A 17,972-nucleotide genomic window follows, 5' to 3' on the forward strand; every position below is an offset into this window, starting at 1 on the left:
CAGGGGGTGCGGGACCGTCACCGCGGGCAGGCTGTGGGGGAAACCGGGCCGTGGCTGGGGGAAGAATGGCACCGTTGACCTATACATGTCAGTCCCCGGCAGATGATCCGAGGGTTATCCCTCTGTGACCCTCAGTGGGCCTGTGCGGGGCCTGTGCCACCCCTGTGCGAGCGGCGGCCGTCACCATCCGTGGGCACTTCCTCCACCGAACGGTTCGCGCCGCGCCGTTTCCCGGCCCTTCGCCGCCGCCGCACGCGTGAGGGCGCACGGAAGGGCGTGACACCCGCCGGCGCCCGCCCGGCGGCGCGCCTGGCGGAATTTCGCGCTCCGCCGCCGACGCATCCGTGCCGCATATGCCCGTCGACGCTGCTCATGGCGCATGCCGGAGCCGCCCGGCACGCACGCGCCGCGATCACGGGCCCGCGCGTGCGCCGCACCCCGGACACCTCGGCCTAGGCGCGCGCTCCCTGGACAACTGTCCGAAATAGTAGGTTCACACAATCCGTGAGCCTGGCCGAACAGACCGTAGTCACCGCAGCCCCGCGGCCATACGTTGTGCCCGTGCACCAACAGTCGGCCCCGCAGCCCACCCCGCCCTTCGACGCCCCGGCCGCCCGGAAACTGCGTATCGCCCTCGGCATGGGTCCCGAGCATGTCGCATACGGGATACGGACCTCGTTCGGACTGCCCCATGTGACACCCGACCTGGTCGACGCCTGGGAGCGGGGCCTGGTCAGCCCCGGCAACGGCGAACTGATAGCCCTCGCGGGCGTGTTGTGGTGCTCACCGGGCGAACTCATCGGCGCGCCGAGGACGTTGCGCGAGCACCGGATCGCCCGCGGCCTGCCCGCCGAGGACGTCGCACGCGCCGTGGGCCTCGAACTCCTCGCGTACGTAAGGATGGAGGAGGCGGACGCATGGCGCGGCGGCGAGCGGCAGTCGGCGGCGCTCGCCCGGGTGCTCGACCTCTCGCTGGCCGACCTCGTCACGGTCACCGGCCGTGAGCCGAAGCTGGCGATGATGCTGCGCGGCGCGGTGACGACCCGCTGGCAGGCGTACGTCCGCCCGGTGGGCAAGCTGCTGACGCTGGAGCGGCGGATCGTGGGGCACGCGCTGCGGGCCCTGCACACCGAGTACCAGGGGCGGATGGTGCCGACCCTGAGCTGGGGCGGCGGCGCGGCGGCGGCCGAGGCCGACGACGCGGGCCGGGACTTCCTGGACCGGATCGTCGACCGCTTCTGGTCGACGATCCGGCGCGACGCCGAGAGATACAGCGGCGGGTGAGGCCGGCTGCCGGCCGGAGGGAAGCCGGCTGCCGGCCAGGGAGAAACCGGCAGTCGGCCGGAGAGGAGCCGGTCGTCGGCTAGAAGACCGACTCCGCCTCGTCCATCCGGTCCTTCGGGACGGTCTTCAGCTCGGTGACCGCCTCGGCCAGCGGGACCATCACGACGTCCGTGCCGCGCAGCGCGGTCATCCGGCCGAACTCGCCGCGGTGCGCCGCCTCCACCGCGTGCCAGCCGAAGCGCGTCGCGAGCACCCGGTCGTACGCGGTCGGCGTGCCGCCGCGCTGGATGTGGCCGAGGATGACCGGCTTGGCCTCCTTGCCGAGGCGGCGCTCCAGTTCGTACGCCAGTGCCGTCCCGATGCCCTGGAAGCGCTCGTGGCCGAACTGGTCGATCTCGCCGTGGCCGTAGTCCATGCTGCCCGCGACGGGGTGCGCGCCCTCGGCCACGCAGATGACCGCGAACTTCTTCCCGCGTGCGAAGCGCTCCTCGACCATCTTGATGAGGTCGGCCGGGTCGAAGGGGCGCTCGGGCAGGCAGATGCCGTGGGCGCCGGCGGCCATGCCGGACTCCAGGGCGATCCAGCCGGCGTGGCGGCCCATGACCTCGACGACCATCACCCGCTGGTGGGACTCGGCGGTCGTCTTGAGGCGGTCCATCGCCTCGGTGGCGACCCCGACGGCGGTGTCGAAGCCGAAGGTGCGGTCCGTCGACGAGATGTCGTTGTCGATCGTCTTGGGGACGCCGACCACGGGCAGGCCCGCGTCCGACAGCATCCGCGCCGCCGTCAGCGTGCCCTCGCCGCCGATCGGGATCAGTACGTCGATCCCGAACTCGCGCGCCATGTCCTGGGCGTTCTCGCAGGCCTCGCGGAGGCGGTCGCGCTGGAGCCGGGAGGAGCCGAGGATGGTGCCGCCGCGGGCGAGGATGCCGCTGACGGCGTCCAGGTCGAGGGTGCGGTAGCGGCCTTCGAGCAGTCCCGCGTAGCCGTCCTCGAAACCGACGACCTCGGCGTCGTAGTTGGTGACGGCGCGGTGCACGACCGACCGGATGACGGCGTTCAGTCCCGGACAGTCGCCGCCTGCGGTAAGAACTCCGATACGCATCGTGCTGTGTCTCCTGCTCGCTGTGGGGCCGTGTCTCCTGGGGTGCCTGAGAGCCAGTCCGATTGTTTCATGTGCCACAGGGGGCCGCTGTCCGCACCCTTCGCGCCCCCTCGACCGCCGTCGCGCCCTGCTCACGCCCCCGTCGAGCCTCCGAGCCCCTCCCCCGCCCCTGTGGAGCGCCCGTCCGCCCTTGGCCTGACGGGCGCCTTAGCCATGCCCGGAGGTACTGTCAAGAGGGTTCAGCCGGCGACGTCGGCTGCGTTTTTACCGACATCGGAGGAAACGGAGAGCACGCGTGACGCGCAGCGTGTACGTGACCGGGATCGACCGAGGTGACGGCCGCCAGGTCATCGAGCTGGGAGTCATGGAGCTCCTGACCCGCCAGGTGGACCGGGTGGGGGTGTTCCGTCCCCTCGTCCACGACGGACCCGACCGGCTCTTCGAGTTGCTGCGCGCCCGCTACCGCCTCGCGCAGGACCCGGCGACGGTCTACGGCATGGACTACCACGCGGCGTCCGCGCTCCAGGCCGACCAGGGCACGGACGAACTGGTCTCGCAGCTCGTCGACCGTTTCCACGCGGTGGCCCGCGACTACGACGTCGTCCTCGTCCTCGGCACGGACTACGCCGACACCCAGTTCCCGGACGAGCTGGCGCTCAACGCCCGGCTGGCGAACGAGTTCGGCGCGTCCGTGATCCCCGTGGTGGGCGGCCGCAAGCAGACCGTGGAGTCGGTGCTCGCGGAGACCCGCAACGCGTTCCGCGCCTACGACGGCCTGGGCTGCGACGTCCTCGCGATGGTGGTGAACAGGGTCGCTCCCGCCGACCGCGGGGACATCCACGACCAGCTCGACAACCGCCTGCCCGTGCCCTGCCACGTCCTGCCGGACGAGCCCGCGCTCTCCGCGCCGACGGTCGCCCAGATCACCCACGCCCTCGGCGGCAAGGTGCTCCTCGGCGACGACGCGGGGCTCGCCCGCGACGCCCTGAACTTCGTCTTCGGCGGCGCGATGCTGCCGAACTTCCTGGGCGCGCTGACCCCAGGCTGCATGGTCGTCACCCCCGGCGACCGCGCCGACCTCGTGGTGGGCGCCCTCGCCGCGCACAGCGCCGGCACCCCGCCGATAGCGGGCGTGGTGCTCACCCTGAACGAGCGCCCGAGCGACCTCGTCCTCACCCTGGCCGCCCGCCTCGCCCCCGGCACCCCGGTGGTCGCGGTCGAGACGGGATCCTTCCTCACGGCGTCCGAACTCTTCGCCATGGAAGGCAAGTTGAACGCGGCCACGCCCCGCAAGGCGGAGACGGCGCTCGGCCTCTTCGAGCGGTACGTGGACACCGGCGACCTCCTCAGGCGCGTCTCGGCACCCAGCAGCAGCCGTGTCACGCCGATGATGTTCGAGCACAAACTCCTGGAGCAGGCCCGCTCCGACAAGCGGCGCGTCGTGCTGCCCGAGGGCACCGAGCCGCGCGTCCTGCACGCCGCCGAGGTGCTGCTGCGCCGCGGTGTCTGCGACCTCACGCTGCTCGGCCCCGTCGACCAGATCCGCAAGAAGGCCGCCGACCTCGGTATCGACCTCGGCGCCGCCCAGCTGATCGACCCGCAGACCTCCGAGCTGCGCGACCGCTTCGCCGAGCGGTACGCCGAACTCCGTTCCCACAAGGGCGTGTCCGTCGAGCTGGCGTACGACGTCGTCTCGGACGTGAACTACTTCGGCACGCTGATGGTCCAGGAGGGCCTCGCCGACGGCATGGTCTCGGGGTCGGTGCACTCCACGGCGGCCACCATCCGCCCGGCCTTCGAGATCATCAAGACCAAGCCGGAGGCGTCGATCGTCTCCTCGGTCTTCTTCATGTGCCTGGCCGACAAGGTCCTCGTGTACGGCGACTGCGCGGTCAACCCCGATCCGGACGCGGAGCAGCTGGCCGACATCGCCATCCAGGCCGCCGCCACCGCCGAGCAGTTCGGTGTCGAGCCGCGGATCGCGATGCTCTCGTACTCGACCGGCACGTCCGGCTCGGGCGCGGACGTCGACAAGGTGCGTACGGCCACCGAGCTGGTCCGCTCCCGCCGCGCCGATCTGAGCATCGAGGGACCGATCCAGTACGACGCGGCCGTCGAGCCGTCCGTCGCGGCGACCAAGCTGCCCGGTTCGAAGGTCGCCGGGCAGGCGTCCGTGCTGATCTTCCCGGACCTCAACACCGGCAACAACACGTACAAGGCCGTGCAGCGCTCCGCCGGCGCGATCGCCGTCGGACCGGTCCTCCAGGGCCTGCGCAAGCCGGTCAACGACCTGTCCCGGGGCGCGCTCGTCGGGGACATCGTGAACACGGTCGCCATCACCGCGATCCAGGCCCAGGCGCAGCCCCCGGCCGCCCCGGCGTACGAAGCCCCCGCCCCCACCGCGACCCCGAAGGTTCCCGTCCAGTGAGTGCCACCCGCGTCCTCGTCCTCAACTCCGGCTCCTCCTCGGTGAAGTACCAGCTGCTCGACATGGGCGACGGCAGCCGGCTGGCCGCGGGCCTCGTCGAGCGCATCGGCGAGGAGACCTCCCGGCTCAAGCACTCCCCGCTGGCCACCGGCGGCGAGCCCCGCGAGACGACCGGCCCGATCGCCGACCACGAGGCCGCGCTGAAGGCCGTCGCCGGGGAGCTGTCGCGGGACGGGCTCGGTCTGGACTCCCCCGAGCTGGCCGCGATCGGCCACCGGGTGGTCCACGGCGGCAGGCGGTTCACGCGGCCGACCGTCGTCGACGACGCGGTCCTCGCCGAGATCGAGCGCCTCATCCCGGTGGCGCCGCTGCACAACCCGGCCAACCTCACCGGTATCCGCACCGCTCGGGCACTGCGCCCGGACCTGCCCCAGGTCGCCGTCTTCGACACGGCGTTCCACACGACGATGCCGGAGTCCGCGGCCCGCTACGCCATCGACGTGAAGACCGCCGACGAGCACCGCATCCGCCGGTACGGCTTCCACGGCACCTCGCACGCGTACGTGTCCCGCAAGGCCGCCGAGCTGCTCGGGCGGGCTCCCGAGGACGTGAACGTCATCGTGCTGCACCTGGGCAACGGCGCGTCGGCCTCGGCGGTCGAGGGCGGCCGGTGCGTGGACACCTCCATGGGGCTGACGCCTTTGGAGGGGCTCGTGATGGGTACGCGCTCGGGAGACGTGGATCCCGCGGTCATCTTCCATTTGATGCGCGTTGGCGAAATGTCCACGGACGAGATCGACACTCTGCTCAACAAGAAGAGCGGGCTGCTCGGACTGTGCGGTGACAACGACATGCGGGAGATCCGCCGCCGTATCGACGAGGGCGGCGAGGACGCCGCACCGGCGCGGCTCGCCTTCGACATCTACATACACCGGCTGAAGAAGTACATCGGCGCGTATTACGCGGTACTGGGCCGGGTCGACGCGGTCGTCTTCACGGCGGGCGTCGGGGAGAACGCGGCCCCGGTGCGCGAGGCCGCGATCGCGGGTCTGGACTCGCTGGGCCTGGCCGTGGACGGCGGCCTGAACGCCGTACGGTCCGGCGAGGCGCGGCTGATCTCGCCGGAGGGCGCGCGGGTCGCGGTGGCCGTCGTGCCGACCGACGAGGAACTGGAGATCGCGCACCAGACGTACGCGCTCGTGGCGGACAAGGACGCCGGGACCGCCTGAAAAAGCCTCGAAGACATTAAAAAGTCCGCTGGGAGAACGACGGGAAAACAGCCGGTCGGGTCCACGCCTGAGCGCACACCCGCCCATTTGTATCTTCCACCAGACGGAATATTCCGAAGCGAAACAAACCGATAGGATCGCCCCCATGCGCCGTTCCAAAATCGTCTGCACACTCGGTCCCGCCGTCGACTCCCACGAACAGCTCGTCTCGCTGATCGAGGCCGGCATGAACGTGGCCCGTTTCAACTTCAGCCACGGCTCCCACGCCGAGCACCAGGGCCGCTACGAGCGGGTCCGCTCCGCCGCCCGGGAGACCGGCCGCGCCATCGGCGTCCTGGCCGACCTCCAGGGCCCGAAGATCCGGCTGGAGACCTTCGCCGAGGGCCCCGTCGAGCTGGAGCGCGGTGACGAGTTCACCATCACGACCGAGGACGTCCCGGGCGACAAGTCGATCTGCGGCACCACCTACAAGGGTCTGCCGGGCGACGTCTCCAAGGGCGACCAGGTCCTGATCAATGACGGCAACGTCGAGCTGCGGGTCGTCGAGGTCGACGGCCCGAACGTGAAGACGATCGTCATCGAGGGCGGCGTCATCTCGGACCACAAGGGCATCAACCTGCCCGGTACGGCCGTGAACGTGCCGGCGCTGTCCGAGAAGGACGTCGACGACCTGCGCTTCGCCCTGCAGATGGGCTGCGACCTGGTCGCGCTGTCCTTCGTGCGCGACGCCCACGACGTGAACGACGTCCACAAGGTCATGGACGAGGAGGGCCGCCGGGTCCCCGTCATCGCCAAGGTGGAGAAGCCCCAGGCGGTGGAGAACATGGAGGCCGTCGTGGCGGCCTTCGACGGTGTCATGGTGGCCCGTGGCGACCTGGCCGTCGAGTACCCCCTGGAGCGGGTCCCGATGGTGCAGAAGCGCCTCGTGGAGCTGTGCCGGCGCAACGCCAAGCCGGTGATCGTCGCGACCCAGATGATGGAGTCGATGATCACCAACTCCCGCCCCACGCGCGCCGAGGCGTCCGACGTGGCCAACGCGATCCTGGACGGGGCGGACGCGGTCATGCTGTCGGCCGAGTCCAGCGTCGGCGCGTACCCGATCGAGACCGTGAAGACGATGTCGAAGATCGTCGTCGCGGCCGAGGAGGAGCTGCTCTCCAAGGGCCTCCAGCCGCTCGTGCCGGGCAAGAAGCCGCGTACGCAGGGTGGTTCCGTGGCCCGTGCCGCGTGCGAGATCGCGGACTTCCTCGGTGGCAAGGGCCTGGTGGCCTTCACCAAGTCCGGTGACACCGCCCGCCGCCTGTCCCGCTATCGCGCGGCCCAGCCGATCCAGGCGTTCACCACGGACGAGGGCACCCGCAACCAGCTCGCGCTGAGCTGGGGCGTCGAGTCGCACGTCGTGCCGTTCGTGCACAGCACCGACGAGATGGTCGAGCTGGTCGACAGCGAGCTGCGCAAGCTCAACCGCTTCAGTGACGGCGACATCGTCGTGATGACCGCCGGCTCGCCCCCCGGCGTCACCGGCACCACGAACATGGTCCGCGTGCACCACCTGGGCGGCTGACCGCCTCCCGTACGCGGCTGAGGGCGCTCCCTGGTTCACAGGGGGCGCCCTCGGTGCGTTCTGCCGTGCTGTCTTGCTGCCGTGCTGTCCACCGCGTCCCGGGGGCTAGCCGAGGGGCGTGTTGTACTGCCTCATCCCGGGGATCGTCAGGTCGCCGCCGAACTGGGCGGCCTGGACGACCTTCACCTTCGTGAAGTAGATCAGCGGGATGTTCAGCGGCGGAGGGTTCTCCGGGTCGAACGTGATCGGGATCAGTCCGAGCAGGTTGCCGGAGATGCTCTCCGTGTACATGACCGTCTTGCCGTCCTTGATGGTGGACGTCGTGCCGCTGCCCGCCTGGACGTGGTAGCGCACCCCGGCGTCCTTGTCGTCGACCGTCTGGTGCAGGTCGCCGATGTCGGTGCCGTTGGAGATCACGTACTTCAGGACCTTCTTGACCGAGCCGTTGGCGGTCTTCACCTTGACGATGCCCTTGTAGTCGGCGCCCTTGAGGGTCAGGGAGCTGGCCTCCAGCATCCACGGGTCGTCGGCGAGGGCGGGGATGCCCTGCTCGACACCGCTCTCGTCGTCCGTGGCGGCCGGGCAGTCGTCGGGGTCCGTGGTGGAGCTCGCGGACGGGCTGGGCGTCGCGGAGGCGGTGGCCTCGTCGGCCGCGTCCTCCAGCTCGTCCTTGGCGTCCTTCGCGGCCTCGGACGCCTTGTCGGTGACGTCCTTGGCCGTGTCCTCGGCCTTGCCGGCCGTGTCCTTGACGGTGTCCTCGACGTCGTCGGCCGCGTCGGACGCGCCCTTGGTGGCCGAGGCGCTGGGCGTGGCGGACGGCTCCGCGGTGGGGGTCGCGGTCTCCTTCCCGCCGGGCGTGAGGATGTCCTCAAGCGCGTCGCCGATCTCGTCCAGGACGTTGCCGCTGCTCTGCGACGGCGTGGGCGTCGGTGTGGACGCGCCGCCCCCGGACCCGGCCGGCTTGCTCGCCGAGGCGGACGGCGTGGGTTCGGGCTTGTCCTCGGAACCTGAATCCGAGGAAGAGCCGTCGCCCGTCGAGCCGTCGCCCGCGGAGTCGTCGTCCGAGGCGGGAGCGCTGGTCGAGGCGGAGGGCGACGGGGTGGCCGTCGTGTCCTTCTCCTCGTCGGCCTTGTCGTCCTTGGCGTCCTTGGCGCTGTCGTCCAGCGCCTCGACGCAGTCCTTGTACTCGTCGATCGTGAGGTTCTTCGCCGACGGCTTGTCGTCGGCCTGGGCGAGGGTCGGTGTGAACCCCATGCCCATGAGGATCGCGGTCGGCATCGACGCTATGGCTATCGCCTTGCCCGCGGGCACGTGCAGCCTGGTGAACAGCGGCTTCCTGGGGGCTGCGTGCCGCGGCCCGGTTCTCTCACGGGACTCGCCCGCGGAGTCCGCGTAGTGGACCTCGTCAGCCGGCACTGTGCCTCCCGTTCGCCCCGTCATCGGGGCTCGTTCCTGACAGATCGTTCGGCCCGCCCGTCCCGTCGGCCGGCGCGGCCTGCGGAACGCCTCCCTTGTCCGTACGGTCCGTCCCGGTCCGACGCTCGGCCGACTCCTCGCCCGGCACCCACGCGACCGCCATCCCGCCGCCCACCAGGGCCAGCAGGAAGCCGATCAGGAAGCCGCCGAGGTTCGACACGGGGATGGAGACCAGCCCCAGCAGGATCGCCGCGACACCGGCGAAGACCCGCACGTGCTTCTGGTACCAGAGGCTGATTCCGAGAACACCCAGGAGCACTCCGATGATGAGCGAACCGGCACCCGCGGTCGTCGCCATGGCCAGCGTGAGATGCCCGATCTGAAGGTTCGCATACGGGAAGTACGCGATCGGGAATCCGGCGAGCAGGATGAACAGGCCGGCCCAGAACGGGCGGCCACCACGCCAGACACGGAACCGCAGCCGCCAGTAGTCGAATTGACCGCGCGCGGCAGGATTCCCTGCAGGAGTCTCGGCGCTCATGGAAAACAGCTCCCTGGAACGGCGTTGCTGTGAGAGGTTCACGTACTGCTCAGAATGACTGAGCAAGGTACTACTCAGTAGGACTGAGCAGGGGGACGGGCGGGCGAGGCAGCACAGGCTCCCTCACCCGCCCAGGGAGTGCTTAGTAGCACTCCTTGACACCCTTGGACAGCGACATCTTCAGACCGCTGAGCTTGAAGGTGCCGGCGGTGGTCGCCCACGCCGTCTGCTTCACGTCGGTCAGCACGGCCTTCTCGGCCTGCTGCGCGAAGCCGTAGGGGTTCGCCTGGTCACCCTTGGCGATTCCCGGACCCTTGCTCGCGTCCTTGGCCGCAACACCGATGTCGATGTTGGTGAAGGTCGCGTTGGCCGAGAGGTCCTCGACGTCGATGTAGAGGTTCTCGGCCTCTACCGGCTTGCTGCCGCCGCCCGCCTTGAGGGTCAGGCTGACCGACCCGAGCAGCGGGATGTCCGGGGTGACCACGGACTGGCACATGTTCGTGATCGAGGCGGACTTGAACGCCGACACCGCGACCGGGTGCGCCGTCTTGTCGCCCTTGAGCGTGTACCCCTGGTCGATGGCTCCGTACTGCGAGAAGCCGGTGCCGACCAACTGGTCAGCCGTCACCTTGAACGACTGACCCGACACGCTGAACGACGCGGCGAGAGCGCCTTGTGCCAGTGCGATGCCTATGCACGCCGTGGCGGCCACGCTGGGCACCATGACGACGGCGAACCGCTTCCATCTGGTCCCGCCACGCACCTGGGACTCCATATTTCCTCCTTCTCGGACGTACATCTCCGGCCCTGGCCGCCGCCAGACAGCGACTCAGCCGGGCAGGGATGGGAGAAGTGCTACGTCCTCGGGAAGGAGAGCGCCCGAACCCGGAGGCGCGCAACGCACCCGAATCACCGGCGATCACCCCCGAGCGACAACCACTGGTCGCGCCTGAACACTTCACGCACAACCTGCCGGACAGGCTCCGCCTAGCGGCGAAGACCCCCCTGTCCAAGGACCGGCGCCACTGCCGCCGCCCCTACTCGGTGGGGACCCAAGGAAACCCGCTGACCCGAGTGGTTGTCGGGGGAAGGTAATGGACCGAGCGTCGCCGATCGTGGTGCATTCTCGCCGCCCGCACAAGGGGGTTCGTTACTGGCTAGTAACGGCCGGATAACCGAACAACGACCCGTCGGTGTCGGCCGACCACCGAGGGTGGCCCCGAGCGAGGTGACAAAGTGATCGAAGATTGGACGGAATCCGACAGATCACCACCCCGGCCTTACTCCCAGTAACAGCGGCCGCGTTTACCAAGTTTTGGTAAAACGCGGCCACTGTGCAGCCTTCGCGGCAAATCCTTCACCCGGGCATCACGGGTCGCCGCGTTTAGCGACTGGTCAGAACAGAGCGCGCGCCAGCGCCCTGCGCGCCGCCGTCACACGCGGGTCGTCGCCGCCGACGACCTCGAAGAGCTCCAGCAGCCGGACGCGCGCCGCCTCGCGGTCGTCGCCCGCCGTACGCGCCACGGTGTCGACGAGCCGCCCCAGGGCGTCCTCCACATGGCCGCCCACCAGATCGAGGTCGGCCGCGGCGATCTGCGCCGGTACGTCACCGGGCTTGTCCGCGGCCTCCTTGCGCACCTGCTGGGGGTCCACGCCCTGCACCCGCTGGAGCAGTTCGGCCTGGGCGAGGCCCAGCTTGGCCTCCGTGTTGCCCGGGTCGTCGCTCAGCACGTTCCGGTACGCCTGGACCGCGCCGGCCAGGTCCCCCGCGTCCAGCGCCTGCACGGCGGCTTCGAGCAGCGCGTCGTACGGACCGACCGGGACCTCGGAAGCCGCGGCGGCCCCCTCCGGGCCGTCCCCCTCGCCGTCCTGCGCCACGGTCACGCCCGTGAGCCCGAACCGCTCCTCGGCGACCTGGACGAGCTGGTCCAGCGTGCCCCGGATCTGCGCCTCGGGAGCGGCGCCCTGGAAGAGCGGCAGGGCCTGGCCGGCCACCACCGCGAAGACGGCCGGGATGCCCTGGATCCCGAACTGCTGCATCAGCATCTGATTGGCGTCGACGTCGATCTTGGCGAGGACGAACCGGCCGTTGTACTCGACGGTGAGCCGCTCAAGGAGCGGGCTGAGCTGCTTGCACGGCTCGCACCACTCGGCCCAGAAGTCGATGACGACCGGCACCTCGGTGGAGCGCTGAAGGACGTCCCGCTCAAAACCCGCCTCGTCGACGTCGATGACGAGACTCGACGCGGACACTGCGGGAACGGCCCCGCCCCCCTGTCGTACCGCTTCGGCGCGCGCCTGCTCCGCCTTCGCCTTGGCCTCCTGGGCCGCTTTCACCGCGGCGAGGTCGACGACTCCGCTCATGGACATGTTCCGTGGCTGCATGCGTCTATCCTCCCCCCTCCGCGCGCCTGTGTGAAAAGCGCTGTGAAAGCCAGTCCTGATACGTGTTTCTGACGCCGGGTCCCCACCTGGCGCCGCGTGGTCGTCGCGCTTTCGCTACGGCCCGTAGCGTAACTGTCCCGGCGCGGCCGGGGGAAGCCCATTCCGGTGATCTCCCTCACCCGTCCACAGGATCCCCCTCGGCGGAACGCCCGGATATGGTCGCCGACATGCAAAGTCGCAGTTCCGCACCCCGTACGGGCCGTACGGGACGTCCGCGCAGCGCCGAGGCCGACGAGGCGATCCTGGCGGCGACGCGTGCGGCCCTCGTGGAACTGGGCTGGTCGGGACTGACACTGGGCGATGTGGCCACCCGCGCGGGTGTCGCGAAAACGACCCTCTACCGGCGCTGGGCGGGCAAGAACGAGCTGGTGGTCGACGCGGTGGCGGTGCTCTTCGACGAGCTCGAACTGCCCGACCGGGGCAGCCTCGCCGCCGACGTGGAGGGCGTGGTCCTGCAGTTCGCCGGGCTGCTGGAGCGGCCGGAGACCAAGACCGCGCTGATGGCGGTGGTCGCCGAGTCGACCAGTGACGCCGTTCTGCGCGACCGTATCCGCTCGTCGATCGTCGACCGCCAGAAACGTCTCGTCACGGAGGGACGCGCCCGCGCGCAGGCCCGGGGGGAGTTGCCGACGGAGAGCGACCCGGAGACGGCCGCCCGCGGCTCGGACCTCATCTTCGACGTGATCGCCGGCGCGGTCGTGCACCGCTGCCTGGTGAGTTCGAAGCCCGTCGACACGGACTGGGCCCGCGACTTCACCCGCCTCCTGCTGAGCGGGCTGACCGCGATCTCACCGGCCTGACCGGTCAGCGACCGGTCAGCTCGTCAGCTCGCACCGGACGAGCTTTCCGCCCGTCCGGGAGCGCCCCATCGGGTTACGGGCGGTCGGAGCAGGCCGCCCGGCGGACGTGCCATGAAGACGTCGATCGGGTCCTGCTCCTCGACGACGAACCCGTGGCGCTCGTAGAGCCGTCGGGCGGCACTGCCCTGCAAGACGTTCAGACGGACGGTCGCGCCCTGAGCGTCGGTCCGCTCCAGCACCGTACGCAGGACAGCGGATCCGAGCCCCCGGCCCTGATGGTGGGGAGCGAGGTAGAAGTGCTCCAGCAACTGCCGGCCTTCGGAGGGCCGGACCGTGACGCAGCCCACGAGTTCGCGGTCGATCTCGACGATCGAGGTGTGCCGCGTGGAGAAGGAGTCCCGCAGCCGCTGCCGCACCCGGTGCTCGTCGTAGCGTCCAAGGCGTTCCAGATCCGCACGCATCACCGTGGCGCGCAGTTCCGCGACCGCCTCGACGTCCGATGACACCGCGGAACGCAGCGTCCAGTCGACGGGACACACGACCAGCACCCCCTGCATCACACCCACCCGCCCGGGCCACCTCATCCGGGCGGTCACAGCGGACCGCTCGCCGGTCAGGCCTTCGCGACCGCGCCCGGGTCGTCGACGACCTTGGACTCCAGCTCGCGGCTGACCTTGCGCTCCACGAAGAACGCGGCCGTCGGGACCGTACCCGCGAGCAGCACCCACAGCAGCTTCGGCACCGGCCACTTCGCCTTGGAGCCCAGGTCGAAGGCGAAGACCAGGTAGACGACGTACAGCCAGCCGTGCGCGACGCTCACGACACGCGTGAAGTCCGCGGCGCCGTCCAGGTCGAGCACGTACTTGCCGATCATGCCGAGGACCAGCAGGACCAGCAGGACACCGGTGACGTAGGCCATGACGCGGTAGCGGGTCAGCACGCTCTTTTTCATGGCTACGAGCCTAACCACCGGTTTGCCACGATCTTCGCGCGGGCCCTACTCCTCGTCGAAGTCGTGCGCCGCCACCCTCAGCGGTCGCAGCATCGCGAAGATCTCCTGGCACTCCTCGGCGTCGTACGCGCCGAGCCCGAAGTCCATCGCCATCAGATCGCGGGTGGCCGCGTCGCAGACCTCGCGGCCCTTGTCGGTGATGGAGGCGAGGGTGCCGCGGCCGTCGTTGGGGTTGGGCCGTTTGTCGACGAGCCCGGACCGTACGAGCCGGTCCACCGTGTTCGTCACGGACGTCGGGTGGACCATCAGCCGCTCGCCGATCTTGGACATCGGCAGCTCACCCGCCTTGGAGAAGGTGAGCAGCACCAGCGCCTCGTAGCGGGCGAACGTCAGCCCGTACGGCTTGACGACCCCGTCGACCTCGGCGAGGAGAATCTGGTGCGCGCGCATGATCGAGGTGATCGCGCCCATGGACGGCACGGACCCCCAGCGCTGTTTCCAGAGTTCGTCGGCTCGGGCGATGGGATCGAAGGCAAGGCTGAGCGGCTTCGGCACGGCAAAACCCTACCGGCCGGTCATATCGCGGTCAGCCCCGTCTCGCCTTTCGGTATTCGCCCGCTTCCGCGCCCTTCTTCCCCGCTCTTCTCCTTCACCCCTTCCGGGCGGCCTCGCCCCCCGTTCCTCCCGTGCGCCGCACCTCCGCCGCCAGGAGCAGACAGCACACCGTCCCGAGCACGCCGACCCCGCCCACCACCGTGCTGACCGGCCAGAACTCGGCCGCCGCCCCGGCCAGCGCCATGCCCACGCCCTGGATGGTCATCAGCCCTGCCGTGTGCACGGTCATCGCCCGGCCGCGCAGTTCGTCCGGCACGGCGTCCACGAACCAGCGGTCGAGCCCCAGCGTGTACGCGCCCGTCGACCCGGCGACCAGCAGCGCGAGCAGGATCCAGCCGAGGTCCGGATGGAAGGGGTAGGCCAGGAGCGGCAGCAGACCGCAGCCGGCGAGGGGCAGCACGATCCGGGAGCGGGTCGCCGGGGAGAGCGCGGAGCCCGCGTACAGCTCCCCCGCGATCGTGCCGATCGGCATCGCGCACATCAGCAGGCCGATCCAGGCCGTGCCCACCCCGATCTCGTCCGCGTACGCGGCGGCCAGTGCCTCCGGTGCGACGACGAACATCGGCGGCACCCAGAGCAGCAGGAGCAGCGCCCGGATGCGGCGGTCGGCCAGGACCTGCCGGGTGCCCGCGAGCGAGTACCGCATCAGCGGTCCGGCGCCGGTCCGCGCGGGCCTGCGCCGGGTGCCGACGCGCAGCAGCAGCGCGGAGGCGAGGAAGGTGCCGAAGGTGATGCCCAGGGCCCCGCGCGGGGACACGAACGTCAGCAGGACGCCGCCCAGGCCGAAGCCCACGAGCACGGCGCTCTGCGACACGATCCGCAGCAGGGAGCGGCCGAGCACGAACAGGTCGCCGTCCCCGAGGATCTGCGTCAGCGTGGCCATCCGGGTGCCGCTGAACACCGGCGAGACGGCGGCGATGGCGCACCGCAGGGCGAGCAGCGCGGCGACGGGGGTGGCCGGCACGGCCATCAGCGCCGCGCATCCGGCGCACACGAGGTCGCACACGACGAGCACCCGCCGGGCCGGGAACCGGTCGGCCACTCCGGACAGCAGCGTCCCGCCCACGAGGTACGGCAGGAAGCCCAGCGCGAAGGCCAGCGCGCTGAGCAGCGGCGATCCCGTCAGTTCGTACACGAGGACGGTCAGGGCGATCTCGCTGACGACGACGCCCAGCAGGGACAGGGCGTGGGCTGCGAAGACGAACCGGAACTCCCCGACGGCGAAGACCCGGCCGTATCCGCTTCCCCGCGTGTCGGCGGAGGGTTCGGGGGCCGCCGTCGCGGTCTGTGTTTCTTCTGGCATGGGAAGCAGCGTCGCGTGGCCGCGCCGGGCACCATAGAGTTTCGGCCCAGGCCGAATCTTCGCACTGAACCTTCGGGCTGGATCTTCGGGTCGAATCTCCGGGAGGCGTGATGCCGTACCACCTCCACTTCGGGGAGGACGACTTCCTCAACTGCCGTTTCGCGCTGTCGCCCCTGTGGGAGACGCACGAGGCGGTACGCACCCTGCGGCGCCCCGAGCGGCAGGGCTACCACCCCGCCTGGCTGCGCCGCATCCGTTCGGCCGCCGCCGAGCTGGACCTGGAGCCGCTGTGGCTGCTGATGCCGCAGCGCGGGAACAGCCCGGACTGTCTGATGCCCCCTCCGATCGGGCCCGCGGCCACGTTCGAGGAGGAGATCGCCGCCGTGCGCGCCACGGACCCCGAGCTCGCGCGGACCGAACTCGCGATCTCCCTCGCGGACACCCCGGGCGCCACCGAGTCCCCGGCCGGCCGGGCGATGCTCGCCGACCCCGCCCGCGCGGTACGGGAGCTGGCGGACACGACGGAGGCGGCCTGGCACGCCCTCGTGGAACCCGCCTGGCCGAGGCTGCGGGCCCTCCTGGAGGCCGACATCGCCTTCCACTCCCGGCGCCTCGCCGAGGTGGGCCTCGCCGGACTGCTCCCGGAATTGGACCGGCGGGTCGCCTGGGACGCGGGCAGGCTCACGGTCGACTCACGGGGCGAGCACGTACGCGAACTGGGCGGCCAGGGGCTCGTGCTGATGCCCAGCGTCTTCACCTGGCCGGACGTGGTGAGCGGCTTCGACCCGCCCTGGCAGCCGGCGCTGGTCTACCCGGCGCGCGGCATCGGGGGCCTGTGGGCCGAGCCGTCCGACCGCACACCCGAAGCCCTCGTACGGCTGCTGGGCCGGGGCCGGGCCGCCGTGCTGGCCGCGCTCGCGGAACCCACCTCCACCACGGCCCTCGCGCACCGCCTCGGCCTCGCGCCCTCGTCCGTCTCCGCGCATCTGTCGACGCTGCGGGACGCGGGCCTGCTCGTCGCACACCGGTACGGGCACCAGGTGCTGTACGAGAGGACACCGCTCGGCATCGCGCTGGCCTCGGGCGGGGCCTGACGGGCCGAAAGGGGGCGGGGGCTCGCGGTGTGGCGGCCTCGCGGTGTCGCACCCCTGACCGATAGGCCCGTTATGTCACGATGGCCGGAAAACCGTCACTGACGGTCACCTTCGCCCAAGGGGGCAGGATGTACCGGCCGACCCGTACCCGAACCCGTACCCGCGCGGCGCGCGCCGTGCTCGTCGCGTCCGCCGCGTCCGCCGCGCTGGGACTCGTGACGGGCTGCTCGTCCCCGTCCTCGGACGGGGACGGCCCGGCCGCCGCCGTCCGGGAGACCCGCGCCGCGAACCCCGCCGCGGGCTCCGCGTTCTGGGTCGACCCGCAGAGCCCCGCGGCCCGGCAGGCCCGGGCGTGGGAGCGGCAGGGCAGGGGGAACGACGCCCGGCTGCTCAAGCGCATCGCGGACCGGCCCGCGGCGCTGTGGCCGGCGGGCGACCACCCCGAGTCGAGGATCAGGGAGGCGACGGGGGCGGCCGCCAAGGACGGGCGGACGCCCGTGTTCGTCGCGTACGACATCCCGCACCGCGACTGCGGTCAGCACTCGGCGGGCGGGGCGCGCGACGCCGCCGCCTACCGGGACTGGATCGACCGGTTCGCGGGAGCCCTGGGCGACAGCCCCGCGCTGGTCGTCCTGGAGCCGGACGCCGTCGCCCACATCGTGGACGGCTGCACACCGGGCGAGTACCACGCGCAGCGCGAGCAGTTGCTCTCCGAGGCGATCGTGCGGCTGAAGGCCCAGCCGAACACGAAGGTGTACCTGGACGCGGGCAACCCGGACTGGATCGAGGAGCCGCGGAAGCTCGTCGAACCCCTCGGGCGGGCCGGGGTCGCGAACGCCGACGGCTTCGCCCTGAACGTCTCCAACTTCCAGACCGACGGGATCACCAAGGAGTACGGCCGCCGCCTCTCGGAGGCCCTCGGCGGCAAGCACTTCGTGGTGGACACCAGCCGCAACGGCAACGGCCCGCTGCGCGGCGACCGTGCGCAGGCCTGGTGCAACCCGCCGGGCCGGGCGCTCGGCACCCCGCCCACCACCGACACCGGCGACCCGGTCGTGGACGCCTACCTGTGGATCAAGCGGCCCGGGGAGTCGGACGGGCAGTGCCGGGGCGGCCCCGCGGCCGGGCAGTGGTGGGCGGACTACGCGCTGGGCCTGGCCCGCAACTCCGAGCCCCGGTAGGTCGCCCGGACGCCG

16 protein-coding genes are annotated in these 17,972 nt (G+C 71.0%); 7 read left to right on the forward strand and 9 right to left on the reverse strand.

All coding sequences use genetic code 11. The features are described from left to right. Nucleotides 1–561: 561 nt before the first annotated feature. Nucleotides 562–1,284 carry a helix-turn-helix transcriptional regulator gene (locus J8N05_RS34640; protein ID WP_407699954.1) on the forward strand — a complete coding sequence of 241 codons (723 nt, stop codon included), beginning with the start codon at nucleotides 562–564 and terminating at the stop codon, nucleotides 1,282–1,284. A gap of 79 nt (nucleotides 1,285–1,363) precedes the next feature. Here J8N05_RS34640 and J8N05_RS34645 read toward each other — a convergent pair whose 3' ends face one another. Further along, nucleotides 1,364–2,389 carry an ATP-dependent 6-phosphofructokinase gene (locus J8N05_RS34645; RefSeq protein WP_210889727.1) on the reverse strand — a complete coding sequence of 342 codons (1,026 nt, stop codon included), beginning with the start codon at nucleotides 2,387–2,389 and terminating at the stop codon, nucleotides 1,364–1,366. A gap of 295 nt (nucleotides 2,390–2,684) precedes the next feature. On the opposite strand from J8N05_RS34645, the gene pta reads away from it, so the two are divergent. The 3 genes from pta (at nucleotide 2,685) to pyk (ending at nucleotide 7,610) form a co-directional block, all read left to right on the forward strand. Next, the gene (gene pta / locus J8N05_RS34650) at nucleotides 2,685–4,817 is read left to right on the forward strand and encodes a phosphate acetyltransferase (RefSeq protein ID WP_210889729.1); all 2,133 of its coding nucleotides are present in this window, start codon (nucleotides 2,685–2,687) and stop codon (nucleotides 4,815–4,817) included. Beyond that, nucleotides 4,814–6,046 carry an acetate kinase gene (locus J8N05_RS34655; protein ID WP_210889731.1) on the forward strand — a complete coding sequence of 411 codons (1,233 nt, stop codon included), beginning with the start codon at nucleotides 4,814–4,816 and terminating at the stop codon, nucleotides 6,044–6,046. The genes pta and J8N05_RS34655 overlap by 4 nt, the downstream gene beginning before the upstream one ends. A gap of 145 nt (nucleotides 6,047–6,191) precedes the next feature. Further along, nucleotides 6,192–7,610 carry a pyruvate kinase gene (gene pyk / locus J8N05_RS34660; protein ID WP_210889733.1) on the forward strand — a complete coding sequence of 473 codons (1,419 nt, stop codon included), beginning with the start codon at nucleotides 6,192–6,194 and terminating at the stop codon, nucleotides 7,608–7,610. 105 nt (nucleotides 7,611–7,715) lie between these two features. Here pyk and J8N05_RS34665 read toward each other — a convergent pair whose 3' ends face one another. The 4 genes from J8N05_RS34665 to J8N05_RS34680 form a co-directional block, all read right to left on the reverse strand. Then, nucleotides 7,716–9,026 (reverse strand): hypothetical protein, encoded by a 1,311-nt coding sequence (locus J8N05_RS34665; protein ID WP_210889735.1) that lies wholly within the window; start codon nucleotides 9,024–9,026, stop codon nucleotides 7,716–7,718. Beyond that, on the reverse strand, nucleotides 9,016–9,567 hold the full coding sequence (locus J8N05_RS34670) for a DUF6114 domain-containing protein (protein WP_210889737.1): 552 nt from the start codon (nucleotides 9,565–9,567) through the stop codon (nucleotides 9,016–9,018). The genes J8N05_RS34665 and J8N05_RS34670 overlap by 11 nt, the downstream gene beginning before the upstream one ends. A gap of 142 nt (nucleotides 9,568–9,709) precedes the next feature. Then, the gene (locus J8N05_RS34675) at nucleotides 9,710–10,342 is read right to left on the reverse strand and encodes a DUF6230 family protein (RefSeq protein WP_210889739.1); all 633 of its coding nucleotides are present in this window, start codon (nucleotides 10,340–10,342) and stop codon (nucleotides 9,710–9,712) included. Between the two features lie 620 nt (nucleotides 10,343–10,962). Next, on the reverse strand, nucleotides 10,963–11,952 hold the full coding sequence (locus J8N05_RS34680; protein WP_210889740.1) for a tetratricopeptide repeat protein: 990 nt from the start codon (nucleotides 11,950–11,952) through the stop codon (nucleotides 10,963–10,965). Nucleotides 11,953–12,179: 227 nt separating this feature from the next. On the opposite strand from J8N05_RS34680, the gene J8N05_RS34685 reads away from it, so the two are divergent. Then, nucleotides 12,180–12,812, forward strand: a complete 633-nt coding sequence (locus J8N05_RS34685; RefSeq protein WP_210889742.1) for a TetR/AcrR family transcriptional regulator — start codon at nucleotides 12,180–12,182, stop codon at nucleotides 12,810–12,812. Between the two features lie 23 nt (nucleotides 12,813–12,835). On the opposite strand, the gene J8N05_RS34690 is transcribed toward J8N05_RS34685, so the two are convergent. The 4 genes from J8N05_RS34690 to J8N05_RS34705 all read right to left on the reverse strand — a co-directional run bounded on the left by J8N05_RS34690 (nucleotide 12,836) and on the right by J8N05_RS34705 (nucleotide 15,682). Then, nucleotides 12,836–13,369, reverse strand: a complete 534-nt coding sequence (locus J8N05_RS34690) for a GNAT family N-acetyltransferase (RefSeq protein ID WP_210890573.1) — start codon at nucleotides 13,367–13,369, stop codon at nucleotides 12,836–12,838. A 56-nt stretch (nucleotides 13,370–13,425) separates the two neighbouring features. Next, nucleotides 13,426–13,764 (reverse strand): DUF3817 domain-containing protein, encoded by a 339-nt coding sequence (locus J8N05_RS34695; RefSeq protein WP_210889744.1) that lies wholly within the window; start codon nucleotides 13,762–13,764, stop codon nucleotides 13,426–13,428. 45 nt (nucleotides 13,765–13,809) lie between these two features. Further along, nucleotides 13,810–14,319, reverse strand: coding sequence for a MarR family winged helix-turn-helix transcriptional regulator (locus J8N05_RS34700; protein WP_210889746.1), 510 nt, complete (start codon nucleotides 14,317–14,319; stop codon nucleotides 13,810–13,812). A gap of 94 nt (nucleotides 14,320–14,413) precedes the next feature. Further along, complete coding sequence (locus J8N05_RS34705; protein WP_210889756.1) at nucleotides 14,414–15,682, reverse strand: MFS transporter; 1,269 nt, start codon at nucleotides 15,680–15,682, stop codon at nucleotides 14,414–14,416. 110 nt (nucleotides 15,683–15,792) lie between these two features. On the opposite strand from J8N05_RS34705, the gene J8N05_RS34710 reads away from it, so the two are divergent. Together J8N05_RS34710 and J8N05_RS34715 are read left to right on the forward strand one after the other, a co-directional pair. Then, entirely contained in the window at nucleotides 15,793–16,776 is a 984-nt protein-coding gene (locus tag J8N05_RS34710) for an ArsR/SmtB family transcription factor (protein ID WP_210889758.1), read from the forward strand. A 128-nt stretch (nucleotides 16,777–16,904) separates the two neighbouring features. Next, nucleotides 16,905–17,957, forward strand: coding sequence for a glycoside hydrolase family 6 protein (locus J8N05_RS34715; protein ID WP_210889759.1), 1,053 nt, complete (start codon nucleotides 16,905–16,907; stop codon nucleotides 17,955–17,957). Nucleotides 17,958–17,972: the final 15 nt, after the last annotated feature.

The sequence above is a fragment of the Streptomyces liliiviolaceus genome, from assembly GCF_018070025.1.
Lineage (GTDB): Bacteria > Actinomycetota > Actinomycetes > Streptomycetales > Streptomycetaceae > Streptomyces > Streptomyces liliiviolaceus.

Bases quoted from the DNA above. Each gene is read 5' to 3' on its own strand.
- J8N05_RS34645 (WP_210889727.1), bottom strand. From the start codon at position 2,389: ATGCGTATCGGAGTTCTTACCGCAGGCGGCGACTGTCCGGGACTGAAC.
- pyk (WP_210889733.1), top strand. From the start codon at position 6,192: ATGCGCCGTTCCAAAATCGTCTGCACACTCGGTCCCGCCGTCGACTCC.
- J8N05_RS34670 (WP_210889737.1), bottom strand. From the start codon at position 9,567: ATGAGCGCCGAGACTCCTGCAGGGAATCCTGCCGCGCGCGGTCAATTC.
- J8N05_RS34675 (WP_210889739.1), bottom strand. From the start codon at position 10,342: ATGGAGTCCCAGGTGCGTGGCGGGACCAGATGGAAGCGGTTCGCCGTC.
- J8N05_RS34680 (WP_210889740.1), bottom strand. From the start codon at position 11,952: ATGCAGCCACGGAACATGTCCATGAGCGGAGTCGTCGACCTCGCCGCG.
- J8N05_RS34685 (WP_210889742.1), top strand. From the start codon at position 12,180: ATGCAAAGTCGCAGTTCCGCACCCCGTACGGGCCGTACGGGACGTCCG.
- J8N05_RS34690 (WP_210890573.1), bottom strand. From the start codon at position 13,369: ATGCAGGGGGTGCTGGTCGTGTGTCCCGTCGACTGGACGCTGCGTTCC.
- J8N05_RS34695 (WP_210889744.1), bottom strand. From the start codon at position 13,764: ATGAAAAAGAGCGTGCTGACCCGCTACCGCGTCATGGCCTACGTCACC.
- J8N05_RS34705 (WP_210889756.1), bottom strand. From the start codon at position 15,682: ATGCCAGAAGAAACACAGACCGCGACGGCGGCCCCCGAACCCTCCGCC.
- J8N05_RS34710 (WP_210889758.1), top strand. From the start codon at position 15,793: ATGCCGTACCACCTCCACTTCGGGGAGGACGACTTCCTCAACTGCCGT.
- J8N05_RS34715 (WP_210889759.1), top strand. From the start codon at position 16,905: ATGTACCGGCCGACCCGTACCCGAACCCGTACCCGCGCGGCGCGCGCC.